Annotated in this window: 14 protein-coding genes; 9 read left to right on the top strand and 5 right to left on the bottom strand. The window is 44.8% G+C overall.

Features of this window, described 5'->3' with window-relative positions; genetic code table 11:
• Positions 1-150 precede the first annotated feature (150 nt).
• The gene (locus M3152_RS11545) at positions 151-624 is read left to right on the top strand and encodes a DUF4064 domain-containing protein (RefSeq protein ID WP_251695354.1); all 474 of its coding nucleotides are present in this window, start codon (positions 151-153) and stop codon (positions 622-624) included.
• 44 nt (positions 625-668) lie between these two features.
• Here the strand turns inward: M3152_RS11545 and M3152_RS11540 are convergent, their stop codons facing one another.
• On the bottom strand, positions 669-1,169 hold the full coding sequence (locus M3152_RS11540; RefSeq protein WP_251695353.1) for a GNAT family N-acetyltransferase: 501 nt from the start codon (positions 1,167-1,169) through the stop codon (positions 669-671).
• Positions 1,170-1,451: 282 nt separating this feature from the next.
• On the opposite strand from M3152_RS11540, the gene M3152_RS11535 reads away from it, so the two are divergent.
• The 3 genes from M3152_RS11535 (at position 1,452) to M3152_RS11525 (ending at position 3,325) form a co-directional block, all read left to right on the top strand.
• Positions 1,452-1,796, top strand: coding sequence for a hypothetical protein (locus M3152_RS11535; protein WP_251695352.1), 345 nt, complete (start codon positions 1,452-1,454; stop codon positions 1,794-1,796).
• Positions 1,797-2,197: 401 nt separating this feature from the next.
• Complete coding sequence (gene yidC / locus M3152_RS11530; RefSeq protein ID WP_251695351.1) at positions 2,198-3,022, top strand: membrane protein insertase YidC; 825 nt, start codon at positions 2,198-2,200, stop codon at positions 3,020-3,022.
• Between the two features lie 57 nt (positions 3,023-3,079).
• Entirely contained in the window at positions 3,080-3,325 is a 246-nt protein-coding gene (locus tag M3152_RS11525; RefSeq protein WP_251695350.1) for a hypothetical protein, read from the top strand.
• A gap of 38 nt (positions 3,326-3,363) precedes the next feature.
• Here M3152_RS11525 and M3152_RS11520 read toward each other — a convergent pair whose 3' ends face one another.
• Positions 3,364-4,518 carry an MFS transporter gene (locus tag M3152_RS11520; protein ID WP_251695349.1) on the bottom strand — a complete coding sequence of 385 codons (1,155 nt, stop codon included), beginning with the start codon at positions 4,516-4,518 and terminating at the stop codon, positions 3,364-3,366.
• 141 nt (positions 4,519-4,659) lie between these two features.
• Between M3152_RS11520 and M3152_RS11515 the strand changes: the two genes are divergently transcribed.
• Positions 4,660-5,631: a M15 family metallopeptidase gene (locus M3152_RS11515; protein WP_251695348.1), complete on the top strand. Its 972-nt coding sequence runs from the start codon at positions 4,660-4,662 to the stop codon at positions 5,629-5,631.
• Between the two features lie 51 nt (positions 5,632-5,682).
• Here M3152_RS11515 and cls read toward each other — a convergent pair whose 3' ends face one another.
• Complete coding sequence (gene cls / locus M3152_RS11510; protein ID WP_251695347.1) at positions 5,683-7,134, bottom strand: cardiolipin synthase; 1,452 nt, start codon at positions 7,132-7,134, stop codon at positions 5,683-5,685.
• A 276-nt stretch (positions 7,135-7,410) separates the two neighbouring features.
• On the opposite strand from cls, the gene M3152_RS11505 reads away from it, so the two are divergent.
• Positions 7,411-8,736, top strand: a complete 1,326-nt coding sequence (locus M3152_RS11505) for an L-cystine transporter (protein WP_285847199.1) — start codon at positions 7,411-7,413, stop codon at positions 8,734-8,736.
• Positions 8,737-8,776: 40 nt separating this feature from the next.
• On the opposite strand, the gene M3152_RS11500 is transcribed toward M3152_RS11505, so the two are convergent.
• Entirely contained in the window at positions 8,777-10,003 is a 1,227-nt protein-coding gene (locus M3152_RS11500) for a helix-turn-helix domain-containing protein (RefSeq protein ID WP_251695345.1), read from the bottom strand.
• Between the two features lie 123 nt (positions 10,004-10,126).
• Here M3152_RS11500 and M3152_RS11495 point away from each other — a divergent pair, with 123 nt between their 5' ends.
• Positions 10,127-11,428 (top strand): MFS transporter, encoded by a 1,302-nt coding sequence (locus tag M3152_RS11495; protein WP_251695344.1) that lies wholly within the window; start codon positions 10,127-10,129, stop codon positions 11,426-11,428.
• Positions 11,429-11,586: 158 nt separating this feature from the next.
• Positions 11,587-12,858, top strand: a complete 1,272-nt coding sequence (locus tag M3152_RS11490; RefSeq protein WP_251695343.1) for a S41 family peptidase — start codon at positions 11,587-11,589, stop codon at positions 12,856-12,858.
• 58 nt (positions 12,859-12,916) lie between these two features.
• Here the strand turns inward: M3152_RS11490 and M3152_RS11485 are convergent, their stop codons facing one another.
• Positions 12,917-14,077 carry an MFS transporter gene (locus M3152_RS11485; protein ID WP_251695342.1) on the bottom strand — a complete coding sequence of 387 codons (1,161 nt, stop codon included), beginning with the start codon at positions 14,075-14,077 and terminating at the stop codon, positions 12,917-12,919.
• A gap of 298 nt (positions 14,078-14,375) precedes the next feature.
• Here M3152_RS11485 and M3152_RS11480 point away from each other — a divergent pair, with 298 nt between their 5' ends.
• Complete coding sequence (locus M3152_RS11480; RefSeq protein WP_251695881.1) at positions 14,376-14,516, top strand: Lmo0850 family protein; 141 nt, start codon at positions 14,376-14,378, stop codon at positions 14,514-14,516.
• Positions 14,517-14,715 lie beyond the last annotated feature (199 nt).

The following is a 14,715-nucleotide window of genomic DNA, read 5'->3' as shown; positions in this document are numbered from 1 at the left end:
AAGGAAGCTATCATAGGAATACAGTACCCGTGATTGACAATTCCAAAACTTCGACAATAAAAAAAGAAATAGATGAGTAATGAATCCTATTGTTATCCTAATCGTATACTTGTTATGATAGAAAATATGTAAAAGGAAAGGGTGCTTTACTTGAAACGCACAGCAGAAAAAGTATTATCCATCATTGCTGTCATTATGACTGCAATTGGAGTTATTTTTGGATTCATTGCAATGGCTATTTTTAAAATTGTGAAAAACGATCCGGCAGCCATGCGGGATTTTGAAAGGGAAATGATGGCCGATCCGGCGATGACGCAGGCCGAGATGGATGCTATTTACGGATTCTTTAATGTCATGGGCGGATTCTTCTGGTTCCTCCTCATTGCTATGATTATCAGTGTCGTACTGAATATTATTGGTATCGTCAACATCTGGAAAAACAAGAATGCCAAACTGGCAGGAATCATGTTCATTATTGCCGGCTTGTTAGGCGGGATCTTATCGTTGCCTTCCATTTTGCTTTATGTCGCTGCAGTTCTCTGCTTTACGAAAAAGCCGCCATTACAGGATGATCTTCAATATGCGGATCAATCCTACAACAGCGATGGTATGAGGCCACTGTAAAATAAAAAGGACGCTTCCCGAAGATGGGGAAGCGTCCTTTGAACTTAATAGGCATACACTGGCTCATGAATATAGTAGACGTATTGGGCTGTTTCAACTGGGTAGCCTTCAAAGTACTCTTCGAAGACTTCCAATAATTCGAATCCTTGTTTTTCATAAAAAGCACGTCCAGCCGTATTTCTGCTATCAACGTAAACGAAAATTTGTTTGGCGTTGCCGAGCATGCTGACCGTATAGTCGAAAAGTTTTTTGCCGTAGCCTGAATGCTGATGGGATGGCAAAATATACATGGCTGTCAATTCCGAGTCTCCATCTTCATCTTCCCTCGTGAAATTGAGGAAGCCGATCGGAGTTCCTTTTTCGCATTCAGCGACGAGCATATGAGTTTTTTCCATCCGCTTGATCATCATTGCATTGGAATAGGAGCGGTCGATAAATGCTGTCTGAATGTTTTCAGGAATGATCCCCGCATATGTATCATTCCACGTGATGTGGGCAATGTGTTGAATATAGCTAATGTCATCGGCAGTCATTGGTCTAATCATGTCGCAGTCACCTCCGGAAACCTTTTTGTTATCATAACAAAAAATGGGGGAATAAACTACGCTTGTCATCATAATGAAATATAAAAAAGTAAATTATCTAAAAAGTGTGCAGAATACATGGGCAATCAACTGAATTATTTGAAATGACTCGAACGATATGAGATGCTACTAGTGACGTCTCGGTTTGGAATGTCATATCCGATGAATTGGAGTTTTCGAATTCGGGAAGAGGGTATACTGGAAGTAGTAAACGATTTCTTAATCAATGGAGGAATGATAGCTATGGCACGTAAAAACGGGAATGGATTGCTTCTTGCCACATTGGCTGCAGGCGCATACGCATATTTCAGCAAAAAAGAAAACCGTGACAAAGCGATGGTTGCGGTGAATAATATGAAAACAAAGGTCGATTCCTTTATACAATCGCAAAAACTGAACCGTTCCGATGATACGAAAGCCGGTCATTCGGATCCATACGACTTGCAGGATAATAAAATGGTAAGTGAAGGCGCGCAAACCAGCGTCCATTACTACAATCAAGAAGTAGAGGATAAATCAGAGGAATCCAAAACGGACGGTCTCTACAGTAAAAAAGAAGACCCGAGCCAAGCACCGCAAAATCAATAATAATTTCGCTTCCATTATGGAGGCGTTTTTTTTATTCTTCGCATGTTAGAGTGGGAAATAAAATTTCTGCTTTATATAAGGATTGAAGCGAAAGGCGGCGACTCCTGCGGGAACAGCACGAGCTGAAGACCCCGCAACGAAAGCCGTAACGAAGAACGGCTTTTGCGAGCAAAAGCGTAGCGTTGCGAGCACAACAATGGGATGCCTTAATTTCTGCAAAGAACGCAGAAATACGGCAAATCGAACCCTTTGCTGTTCGATTGGCTGAAGCCGTGCCCGCGGAAAGCGTCCGCCTGTAGCGGAAATCCATTTTAATATTCGTTAATAACGAACATTGATTGTAATTGTACAGTGAATTGATGTATACTTTTCAGTAGTTTGAAATAGTGAAGGTGAATTTATTGAAAAAGAAAATTGGTTTATTATCGATATTGATAACCACTGCCGTTTTCCTCAGTGGTTGTTCCGGAGTCCAGAACAAAGAAGGTACATTCTATAATATTTTCGTCAAGCCGATGGAATGGCTGCTTCACTACCTTGGTGAAACATTCAACGGAAGCTATGGACTGGCAATCATCGTCATCACCGTTGCCATCCGGTTGGTGCTCATGCCGCTTATGTTGAAAAACTATAAGGCGCAGCAAGAAATGAAGGTCAAAATGGATGCCCTCCGTCCCGAAATGGAAGATATCCAAAAGCGTATTAAAGAAGCGAAAGAAAAGGAAGACAAAGAAGAGCAGATGAAGCTTCAGCAAGAGATGATGGGCTTGTACTCCAAGCATGGCGTCAATCCGCTGAACATGGGCTGTCTGCCGTTGATCATCCAGATGCCGATCATCATGGGCCTCTACTTCGCAATCCTTTACGCTCCGCCGGAATTGAAGGAGCATCAATTCCTCTGGTTCAAATTAGGTGAGCCGGATAAAATCATGATGCTAGTTGCTGGTGCGGTTTATTTCGTACAAGCGCGAGTGTCATTATGGACAATGCCTGAGCAGCAAAAGCAGCAGATGAAGCTGTTCATCTACATGTCACCGATCATGATCATGTTCATTTCATTCACGGTGATGGCGGCACTTCCGCTCTATTGGGCGGTCGGTGGGCTATTGCTCATTTTCCAAACATACTTGGGCAGGAAGTTTTACTACAAGGAAGTGGTACAACCTCTTCCTGAGACAAAGGCAGATGCGAAGGTAGATAAGAAGCCGAAGTCGAAAAAAGATTGAACAAAGGCATACAGGAGGCTGGAGAGCAATCTCCGGCCTTTTTTGGAGGGAATTAACATGAATCTGAAAAGGACGGGCGTCATCGGGATTGTTGTATTGTTAGTTGTGACGTTGTTTTTTGTCGTCAGAGGAAATCTTGATTTTGCGATTCTGACGATGATGGCGCTCTTTACGTTGACGAACGCTTCAAGGGCGAAATCGTTCAAGGAGCAAGGCCATGAAAGGGAATCCAGGTGGATGCGTTATTTATCAATCCTCTTCGCGCTTTCATTTGTTGTTGTGCTGTTGCTTATTATTTTGTAATAAAAAATGCCCTCCGATTACGGAGAACATGGTAACCATCAATAAGCCAACTTCTTGCGGGTTGCAAGTACGATGAAGATGGCAGGGATGGAGCAGACAGTCATTCCTAAAAATGCGGTTCCTGGTGAGATTTCATACAGGTAGCCAGCCGGAAACGTCAGGATGGCAGTGCTTAAACTCATTGCGAATGCGGCATAGAATCCTTGGGCCGCAGCAATCTGCGAATTGGGAAGCTTATTTGAAATGTATTGGATGAACGCGTAATGGGCGATTCCGAACGATGCGGCATGCAAAAGCTGTGTCGCGATAAAAACAAACGCTGTCGGAAAGAGAAAGATGAGGACCCATCGCATCGTCGACCCGATTGCAGCAATAAGAAACATCGTCGATATCCGCATCTCGGACAAAAAGCGATCCGCCTGGGCGAAAAAAAATATTTCAAACAGGATAGCGATATTCAAAATGATGCCGATATAAAACCCGTTGACATCCAAGTCATCGAGGAACAGGAATCCGTAATTGTAATAGGAAGCATGAGCGCCTTGCATCAGTATGGCTAGTACCATGATGATCCGAAAGCCTTTTGCCGCAAATAACGTCTTCAATCCGATCTTCCGATTTCGAGAATCCTTCTTGTCCGGTATGCTCTGCAAAACGGCAGGTGCGGGACGGGAATAGAAAATGACAGCGACCGCTAGACCAGCAATCATCATATACAGGATGGCCTGTTCATTCCAAATCGCTGTCGCAGAGCCAACGAGCAGCAACGCAATCGTATAGCCGAACGAGCCGAATGAACGGCTTTTGCCGTAATGGACCCTCTCCTTCTGCATAAGGACGGATGCGCCGCTTTCGACAGCCGGCAAGATGATTGGGTAGAAGGCGCTGAACAGAACCGTAATAACGAACAATACAATGAATGACGAGTCGGGAATATAGAGGACGACAAGAAGCAACGACAGCACCGTCATCCATTTCATGACACGAATATATGACGTTCTTGCTGTCAAATAAGGAAAGATGAGAAACGTGGAAAACGACCGGGCAATCATTCCGGCTCCCATGACGATGCTGGCGTCCTTCACGGACAACCCCTTTTCGATCGTCAGCCAACCAGTCCAATAGGGGGTAAAAACGCCCCATGTAAAGAAGAAAGTTAAAAAGCTAATCGATAGCCACCGCTGATTATTCATAAGAGTAATCCTCACAATCATTAATTTACACATTTGCAAATAAATGATAGCATACACGGACTGGAAAGAACATCGTCATATGGCGATTTGAACATAGTTAAAAATAAGAGATACCTAGAGTAGAAGGAAGGCCAACATAAGATGAACCGGAAACGAAAATACAATAGCAGGAAGAAATCCAACAAGGCATTGACGATCACACTGCTGCTGACAAGTTTGATTATGACGGCGATCGTCTTTTGGATCGCCATGAATGATTGGGATGTAAATAGAACGTTGAGACAAGTGGGAATCGGCGAAACACAAGCGCCGCCTATGGAAGAGCAGGAAACGGAGGATGCGGGCGAACCGGAAGAGACAGAGCCGGAGACGGAACCTGAAACGCCGGAAGAGGAAATACCTCCTGTCGAGGAGAAACCTATTGAAGAAGAGCCGCCTGCGGAAGTGAAAGAGCCGGAAACGAAAGAACCGGAGAAAAACGTCACACCTGTTAAACCGGCGCCGAAAAAAGAGGAGAAGCCGAAAGTGACGGCGAAACCGCCAACAAGCCCGAATAAAAGCGGCTATATCGAAGGCCAGCAGCTCCCGGACAAACCGACAGTCATTAACGGAATCCTCATTGCGAATAAAAAATACCCACTGCCAAGAACGTACGCTCCAGGTGAGAGCACAGAAGCGAGGGCGGCATTCGATGAGATGGCGGCTGAGGCTAAGCTGTCCGGCATCAATCTGACGGCATTCAGTACATATCGCTCATACGATTACCAAGTAACGCTCTACGAACGGTACGTCAACAAGGATGGCGTGGAAGCGGCGGACCGATACAGTGCGCGTCCTGGTTATTCCGAGCACCAAACGGGTCTCGCTTTCGACATCGGGGAAGTGAACTACGAAAAATATTGGGCTTCCTTCAAATTCGGGGAGACCGAAGCTGGAAAATGGGTAGCTGCAAACGCGTACCGTTACGGCTTCATCCTCCGATACCCGGTAGGAAAGGAAGATATCACTGGCTACAGGCACGAATCGTGGCATTTCCGTTATGTCGGAAAAGAAATCGCCGAAGAAATCTTTAAACGCAACATCACCCTTGAAGAATACCTTGGCTTGAAATGAAAAAATCCCTCGGCATCCAGAATTCAGGATGACGGGGATTTTTTATTTGCATCACAGGATCGGCGACAATAATCTCGAAACAGATTCTTTGATCTTGATCCATCGTGTTCGCTCCAAATACATATCGTACGTCAGCTCCGTCGATAATTGCATATCCTGTTCGAATAGTTCGGCGAGCTCATGGGATTTTTCGCGGTCATATATGAACGCGTTGATTTCGAAATTAAGCTTAAAGCTTCGGACGTCGATGTTCGCAGTTCCGACTGTGGATACTTCATCGTCGACGACAATCTGCTTCGAGTGGATGAACCCATTTTCATAAATATACACTTTCGCGCCCGCTCGCAATAGTTTACCGACATTGGAATACGTCGCCCAGTAGACAAACATATGGTCCGGCTTATTCGGGATCATGATGCGGACATCCACCCCTGATAGACATGCAATCCGCAATGCATCAAGGAAACTCACGTCTGGAATGAAGTACGGCGTCTGAATGTAAATATACTCCTTCGCCAGGAAAATCATCTTTAAATAACCGTCCTTGATCTGCTCCCATTCGGCATCGGGGCCGCTTGACACGATTTGCAGCCCGACGGATCCTTTTCGTGGAATTGCAGGGAAATAGCGCTCCGCGTATTCGATATCATCCAATTCAGTCGCTTGGTTCCAATCGAGGATGAACCTTGTTTGCAACGGATGAAGTGCACTGCCTTCAATACGGAGATGCGTATCGCGCCAATAGCCGAATCTTTTATCCAGCCCCAAGTATTCGTCACCGACATTGAAACCTCCGACATAACCGATGCGCCCATCGATGACAACGACTTTGCGGTGATTCCGGTAATTGAGCCTGGGGTTGATTAGCGGGAGGATGGCTGGGAAGAACGCGGCCACTTCGCCTCCGCAGTTGATCAATTCTTTCAAGTGCTTAGTGCGGAGTCCACGCGAGCCGATATCGTCAAACAGGACACGAACTTTCACACCTTGCTTCGCCTTTTTGATAAGAACGTCCAGAATGCGGTTGCCTAAAGAGTCCAACCGCAGAATATAATATTGAAAATGGATATGGTCTTTTGCGTTTTCAAGATCTTTCAGCAAGGCATCGAATTTTGCAACGCCGTCATTAAAAACCTGAACATCATTGTCCTGTGTCAGTACTGCGTGGTTATTTCGAAGATGGAGGTAAATCATGTCTTGGTAAAGTGCTGTGTCATCCAGTCTGAAATCGAATGTCCCTTTCTCGATGGATTCAATTTGGTAATCGATCAATGTCTCAATGCCGATCCGATTTTTCCCTTCCCATCTGGACGAGTGCTTTCTTCGTAATTTTCTTCCGAATAGTAAATAGATGATAAAACCAAATAGTGGTACGAAGAATAAAACGAGAAGCCAAGCCCATGTTGCTGTGGGATCTCTTCTTTCGAGGAAAATCAGCGCAATCGCAAGGAAAATGTTCAATATGAAAATGGATGTTAAGGTAATCGTAACAAAACTTGCCATATAAGCCCTCCTTAAGTGACTGCTACCTATTAGTATACCGAAAACCAACCGAAATAGAAGGGAATATCATCCACATGTGGGGACTTCTGTAGTCGAAATTCGCTTTCAGAAAAAAGATTTATAGAAGAGAGTTAATCCTACTTGACTGATAAGATTTAAGGGTATATAGTCTTTTTATAGTTTTTATTTATTCCTGAAGGGGGAAAAGAAGTGGATACAGTTTTACTGCTTGTTAATATAGTAGCATTGTTGCTTTTAATAGGACTTCTATATACTATGCATCGCAAAAACGTTTCGTTTTCAAAAAGGGTTTTTACAGGTCTCGGGCTAGGAATCGTTTTCGGGTTCATCTTGAATATCGCATACGGCGCCGACTCAGAAGTGCTGGCGGAATCGGTCAGTTGGTTTAATGTCGTAGGAACTGGCTACGTTAAGCTTCTTCAAATGATTGTCGTTCCTCTTGTGTTCATATCGATTCTTGGTGCGTTCACAAAAGTGACGATCGGCAAAAACTTCGGTAAGATGGCTGGAATGATTTTAGGGATTCTTGTCGGTACGACTGCGATTGCTGCAGCGATCGGTATTTCGGCATCGTTGCTGTTCGGACTGGATGCCTCTGAAATTGTTCAAGGCGAGGCGGAAGCTGCTCGTGGCGTTTCCATCGAGGAACGTTCCGCAGATATGGCTGGCAAAGCATTGCCGGATCAAATTCTGGAACTCTTGCCAGCGAATCCGTTTCTGGATTTCACAGGAGCGCGTCCGACATCGACGATTGGTGTCGTCATCTTTGCTGCGTTTCTCGGATTTGCCTATTTGGCACTGGTGAGACGGGATGAAGAGAACGCGAATTTAGTGAAGAAGGGGATTGATGCCCTCTATTCATTAATCATGGGTGTCGTGCGGATCGTGCTTCGGTTGACGCCTTATGGAATTTTGGCGATCATCGCAAGGACGGTTGCAACATCCGACTTTGCAGCAATCTTTAGCTTAGGGAAATTTGTCCTTGCTTCGTATGCCGCATTGCTTGTCATGTTCCTCATTCATTTGATCATCATAACAGTATCCGGATTGAATCCGGTCACGTATGTGAAGAAGACTGCAGAAGCTTTGCTGTTCGCTTTCTCGTCAAGATCGAGTGCAGGTACTTTACCACTTAACATCAAAACACAAACCGATCGCCTTGGCGTTCCGGACGGGATTGCAAACTTTGCGGGCTCATTCGGATTGTCAATCGGACAGAACGGCTGTGCAGGCGTGTATCCGGCGATGCTCGCTGTCATGATCGCACCGACTGTCGGTCAGAATCCATTGGAGCCGACATTCCTGATCACATTGATTGTGATCGTCGCTATCAGTTCGTTCGGTGTTGCTGGAGTTGGCGGGGGAGCTACATTCGCAGCGATTCTCGTGTTGTCCGCTTTGAATCTCCCGGTTGCATTGGCAGGTTTGTTGATTTCAGTTGAACCGCTGATCGATATGGGACGTACTGCGTTGAACGTTAGCGGTTCGATGACCGCGGGTGTTACAACTGCTAGGGTTAATGGAGAGTTGGATAAGGAAATCTTTAACGGTTCGATTGAGCATCAGTCAATCGAGGCATAATGGAAATGCCGCCGAAGCTATATGCTTTGGCGGCATTTTTTCATGTTCTCCGAATCAAGAGATTCGTATCCATAATGAAATCTTTATAAGGTGTGTGTGGCATATCGGAAATATTATTCACTGCGATGTCAATTGATCGGATAGCTTCGACTTCATCCCCTAGGGCCTGATGGCAAAGAGCGGCATACGCATCCTTCTCGTAGAAAATCGATAAATCGAATGGATGGTGCACATAATCCGCAATTACAATTTTCCCGAAGCAGGCAAGTGCCTCTTCATATTTTCCTAGGCCGTATAAAGCTTTTCCTTTTTCCATATAGGAATAGGGCCTGTGCGATTTGGTGAGATGAACTTCACCATAATGCCCATTGATAAGATCCAAAGCCTTCTTATACTCCTTTTTATAGGAGGTTAAATAATGGACCCTTGCAAATTTAGTGAAGAGGATTGCTTCTTCATCATCAGCAAATTCCCCGTAAAGCTCTATCTTTCGCTCATAATACTCCATTGCTTCTACATCCTCATTCATCATTGCGTGGAAGGTTGCCAAGCGATACAGATGATCAATCCGGTAAAAAACCTGTTTTTCCTTTGAATACTCAATACCTTCATTCATGACGCGGATCGCTTCTTCCGCATTCCCGACCGCATAGTGCAGCACTGCCTCTAAATAATCGAAGTCAAGACGAGTGAGGGGATCGATAAGCCCATTTCGTGCCTCAGCTTGGGATCGCTCGGCCAATAATAGCTCAAGGGCGGCATTGTAATCATGCTCTGTGAATTTCACTAGCGACCGGAATATGCCGACCGCTGCAAATCGGCGGGTAATATTCATTTGATCGTAAATGTCTGCCGCCTTGTCTAAAAGTTCCTGCCAACCATCCTGCTTTTCGTAGTATAGGCTGCGACCGTAAATATCCAACAGTCTCGCAGCTTCATAGCCTTGTGTCAATTTCTCCACATACGGTCCCACTAAATCGAGGATCTTTCCGTGTTCATCCGTCAGTTCATCGAAATCTACAATGAACAGTTGCTCTGCAGTTTTCAACACTTCTCTCAATTCCTGCGTGTCGTTCTCTTCCAAAAGCTCGGACATTTCAACACCCAGTCGCTCCGCGATATACGATAAGCTCTCCATCGATGGATTCGCTTTATTGTTCTCAATTAAACTGAGCATTCCCTTTGTCAGCTGATCGCCTGCCAATGCTTCCAATGTCATCTTCCGCTGTTTTCGCAGCGTCCTGATCCGTTCGCCTAACGTACCCATAAGGAACACTCCTTTCATCGTTTTACATATAGTTTAATTATATTAAACTTTCTCTTGTATTGGAAGAGGGGGCGTGCTATTATTTGTTTAATGAAATTAAACTTCCTGAATGGAGTGACTATTTTGAGTGAAGCAATGAAATTGAAGAGAGCAACGTACCACCTGTGGACATTTACAATCAGTAAGCTTATTGCATCGTTCGGGGCGCAGGTGTATGCGTTTGCCGTAAGTTTTTATATTTTGCAATTGACGGGGTCAGCGACGAGCTTTGCGACGAACCTGATTTGCAGCATCTTGCCGCGTACGTTAGTCGCGCCATTTGCGGGTTATGTCGCAGATAGGTATTCAAGAAAGGCGATTGTCATAACGGCACAAATTGCTTCCACCATAGCGATAGGCGGCCTTCTCACAGTCAGCGTAGTCTCGGGAATTTCGCTAGTTGCCATTTATATCACCACAGCAATATTGGCTGTCACGTCCACGTTTTCAGGGGTGACATTCAGCTCGTCGATAACAGGCCTTGTCGATGAAAATCGAATTCAAAAGGCAATGTCACTTAACCAAATGTCGATTTCGTTCGCAGCAATCGGCAGCCCGGCAATTGCGGGCGTGTTATATGGAACGGTCACAATGCCGGTATTCCTTGTGATGTACATGTCGGCATCGATGATTGCAGTTCTTCTTGAATCGACGATGAATTTCAATCTGTTCGCAAGAAGGAAAGAAGTTGTAGAAGGGGAACCGAAAGAGTCGATGTTGCAAAGTATGAAAGCCGGGCTTTCCTATTTGAGATTGCAGCCGGTTGTCATGGCAATCATTTGGATCTCATTATTCATCAACTTCCTATTCGGTGCGTTCATGGTCGGTTATTCATTCATCCTTATCGAAAAGATGAAAATGGCGCCAGAGCACTTCGGCTTTACCGAAGGGGCATTCGCAGTCGGGATGCTGCTCATGTCGATTTACTTATCGATACGGAAAGAAGTGAAGTTCCCGCTATTGGTTGGAAAGCGGGGAATTATCGGAATGTCCTTGATCATGAGCGGAATAGCATTTCCGCTTATCATAGCCATGCCATATCCAGGGATGGTCGTCTACTATGCAACTCTCATGTTCAGCTTCGGATTGATACAGATTATCGTCAATACACCGATGATGGTCATGATGCAAAAGATGATTGACGACGATTACAAAGGACGCGTCTTTTCGATTCTCGAAACGATGGCTATGGCGCTTATGCCGTTAGGAATGGTATTGTACGGATTTCTGTATGATATTTTACCGGCACAATGGATTCTGATCGTGTCCAGTCTGTTGCTCATTGGAGTTGTCCTCGTGCTGGCAAGACCGTCAGTCGTACGGATGGCGCATCCGGAGTTGGATAAAACAAAAATCTTAAAAACGGAAATGGTGCAAGAACAGTAAAATGGGGGATTTGGTTAGGGGGAGAGCTTTTACTTCTAATCAATCGCACTAATGTTTAGTTAATTGAAACTATTCTTCATGGAGAACCGTATATCTATAGGAATCATTAATCGTAAAAACGGAAGTTGTGCAAGAACAGTAGAATGGGGGATTGGGGAATGGAAAAGATTTTTAAACAAATTGTAGACATTATGCAGAACGACTATGCGGGTTGGAAGGATAAGCGAGGGTGTGACAGACCAGAGCATTTCCTTGAATTGATTAAAGGGAATGATCAGTTGTCGAATAAGGAATTCAAGGAAATTGTTGAAGAGTACTTGCTCGATTTCAACGATCGACATATTCATTTCATTATGGAAAACGCGGACAATGAACAGCCGAAAGACCGCGGCTTCAAAGTGCGACGCTACAAAGATCGGCTGTATGTTACGGAAGTGGATTCGGAGGAGCGGCTTGAGCCTGGGATGAGTATTGTTTCGTTGGGTGGAAAAAGCATCCTTGAATTGAAGGAACTTTATCAAAGAAGGCTGAATGAAAACCATCCTGAGCGGGAGAATTGGGCACCGATCTTAATGCTTTATCCGGAAGGCGAAGTAGTAGGCGCAAATGGAAAGCAGAAATTCACATTCGGCTTATATGATAAAAAACCTTATGTCCCGACGTATTCTGTAGAGAAGAGGCAAGACACGGTTTTTATTACGATGACCGATTTTGCAAATCCGGACGCCATCGCGAAAATGGTCGTGGACAATAAAGAGTTTCTTGAAACGACGGAGAAGTGGATTATCGATGTACGCGTAAATTATGGCGGATCTGATGCCAGTATTTATCCATTGCTTCCTTATTTGATGCCTGAAGAGGGTATGGAGCTGGCGGGGTCTGACGATGATAAAATGTTGATTAATTGCACGGAAGCAAGCGCGATTCGTGTTTTGCCTGAACTGGAGGAGATGCTTGCAGGAACGGATGATGAGCACGCGCGTCATGTATTGGAAGTTTTTAAAAACGAATGGGAGCGCAATCGTGGGAAAGGATTCGTGGAATTTGATTTTGGCGATATGGTTAGCGATACCTTCGTCAAAGGAATGAAACACCCTTCCTCAATTATTGTTTTGACGGATGTTTATTGTGGCAGTTCGGGAGACTCCTTTGTGGAACTTGTAAAAAAATCTAATAAAGTGACGGTCATTGGCAGGGCGACTATGGGACTGAATGATTACGCGAACTTGGTTAGCATGAATTGGGAGGAAGGTTTTGAGCTGATGTATCCATCTTCCCGTTTAACCAGAATTGATAAAGGGCAGGGCATGACGGGCGTTGGCATTACGCCGCATATTCATATTCCATGGACACCGGAGCATATTGAGAAAGATGTGGATGTGGAGAAGGCTTTAGATCTTCTGTCGAGAAGTAGTGTTGAAGTGAACTAATAGGGTGACCTAAATGAAAAGCGAAGCTCATCCGGTATCCGGAAGGGCTTCGCTTTACTTATGCGTTGCGCAATGTCTTCGAAGATTTGCGATACATGAAAATGAGGACGATTGAAATGACTGCGAGTGCTGCGGATATAAAGTATATCCCGCCGTTCATTGTCGTGAGTAGCCATGTGAATAAAAGCGGTCCAATGATCCGTCCCATATTGTCCATTGAATACGTCATGCCGGCAGCAGTTCCATACTTCCCGCCGGATTCCTTTGACGTCAACGAAACGAGGATTGTCCGCGTGAGTGCGTTACCTGCTGTGAAGATACTGAGCGCAACACCTGCCCAGAAGAGACTACCTGTGAACGGAATCAAGATCAGTCCAATGGCCGTAATGACTTGGCCGCCCAAGATCCATTTCGTTTCCGTCCCGTTCTTCACCCGACGGACGACACCGCCTTGAATGGCCGCGTCTACAAATCCGCTTGCCATGAACAAATAGCCGATTTGCTTAGGGGTGATTTCGATTGCGGAAATCTGGAACAATTGGAATGTGGATTCGATTCCTGCCAAAATCAATGTCACCATGAAGGAGAGTAGGAACAAGTTCCGTATCCGATAGTGCCACAGCATCATACCGCCTTTCGGGAGCAATGCCCGTTTATTCACCTCGCCAGTACGCTCCGGCTCTTTCAGAATGATTCCCGCGTAGACTAGAAGAAGCAGCGTTAATATGCCGGACGCGATAAATGGAGTTTGCAGGCTAATGTCGCCGAGCACGCCGCCGATCGCAGGACCGAAAATGAAGCCAAGTCCGATCGACATGCCGAGCAATCCCATATATTTATTCCGATTCTCTTCCGTCGTCATATCCCCTACAAACCCGGTAACCGCTGTGTACAATGCCCCCGAGAAAATCCCACCGACGACACGGGAAAGGTACAGCAACGTTAGGTTATGAATGAAGAATGCGAACAGGAAAAAACTCAGGCTGAAGCCAAGAAGCCCAATTAGTATTAGTTTCTTGCGCCCGACACGGTCGGATAATGAACCCCATAGCGGAGCGGTGAAAAAAGATGCGAGAGAATAAACCGTCAGCAATCCGCCAACATGGATTTCGGATAGACCCTGCTGCACAATCACTTCCGGCAAAACAGGGATGATGATGCCGAAACCTAGATATACGAAAAATTGAACAGACATTAAGAGTAGAATTGGTTTTTTCATGTATGTACCTGCTTTCACTTTGACATCAATACGACTATTTTACTCTGCCAATCGTGTAGTGACAAAGGAAAAGGTGTTTAATGCAATGAGCTCTTCTTAAAACGCAAGCTTTTATTTTTCTTTCGTGTATAAAGCATTTACAAAAGGCGAACAATTTGTAACATAATTGAAAGATTTAAAAGTGGACAGGAGTGGTATGATGTGTATAGATGAAAAATGGCATGATTTTCATATTGATCATGAAACTTTCCAATGCGAAGACACGTCAACAACATATAGAAAGGTCGAGGTGGAAAAGATGGCGAATGAAAAGGTTGATTTGAAAAAAATCATCTCCAACTTGGCGAAGTTGGGTGTTTCGGCAACAGCAACTAAATCCCGTATGGAAATGCTGAAAGCCCTCGCGCCACCTGTAAATGACCCGCAAATACAGTCATAACAAAAAATCTCCCGCATACTTGCATGCGAGAGATTTTTTTATGCTTTTATGGGACGTGTTATGCGTGAATTCAATGGTTTATGCGCGTTTACGATTGTTTATGCGTGGAAAAATAGATTTATGAGCCTTTCCAGCTGTTTATGCGTGGAAAAATGGATTTATGCGTTTTTCCAGCTGTTTATGCGCGAATAAAACAATT

Source organism: Sporosarcina luteola (assembly GCF_023715245.1).
Classification (GTDB): Bacteria; Bacillota; Bacilli; order Bacillales_A; family Planococcaceae; genus Sporosarcina; species Sporosarcina luteola_C.
Note: the sequence above shows the minus strand (reverse complement) of the source record. Positions and strands in the feature narration are given on the sequence as shown.

What these genes read in the sequence shown, in the direction of transcription:
- M3152_RS11540 (WP_251695353.1), bottom strand. Translation starts at nt 1,169, where the DNA reads ATGATTAGACCAATGACTGCCGATGACATTAGCTATATTCAACACATT.
- M3152_RS11535 (WP_251695352.1), top strand. Translation starts at nt 1,452, where the DNA reads ATGGCACGTAAAAACGGGAATGGATTGCTTCTTGCCACATTGGCTGCA.
- M3152_RS11525 (WP_251695350.1), top strand. Translation starts at nt 3,080, where the DNA reads ATGAATCTGAAAAGGACGGGCGTCATCGGGATTGTTGTATTGTTAGTT.
- M3152_RS11520 (WP_251695349.1), bottom strand. Translation starts at nt 4,518, where the DNA reads ATGAATAATCAGCGGTGGCTATCGATTAGCTTTTTAACTTTCTTCTTT.
- M3152_RS11515 (WP_251695348.1), top strand. Translation starts at nt 4,660, where the DNA reads ATGAACCGGAAACGAAAATACAATAGCAGGAAGAAATCCAACAAGGCA.
- cls (WP_251695347.1), bottom strand. Translation starts at nt 7,134, where the DNA reads ATGGCAAGTTTTGTTACGATTACCTTAACATCCATTTTCATATTGAAC.
- M3152_RS11505 (WP_285847199.1), top strand. Translation starts at nt 7,411, where the DNA reads ATGCATCGCAAAAACGTTTCGTTTTCAAAAAGGGTTTTTACAGGTCTC.
- M3152_RS11500 (WP_251695345.1), bottom strand. Translation starts at nt 10,003, where the DNA reads ATGGGTACGTTAGGCGAACGGATCAGGACGCTGCGAAAACAGCGGAAG.
- M3152_RS11490 (WP_251695343.1), top strand. Translation starts at nt 11,587, where the DNA reads ATGGAAAAGATTTTTAAACAAATTGTAGACATTATGCAGAACGACTAT.
- M3152_RS11485 (WP_251695342.1), bottom strand. Translation starts at nt 14,077, where the DNA reads ATGAAAAAACCAATTCTACTCTTAATGTCTGTTCAATTTTTCGTATAT.
- M3152_RS11480 (WP_251695881.1), top strand. Translation starts at nt 14,376, where the DNA reads ATGGCGAATGAAAAGGTTGATTTGAAAAAAATCATCTCCAACTTGGCG.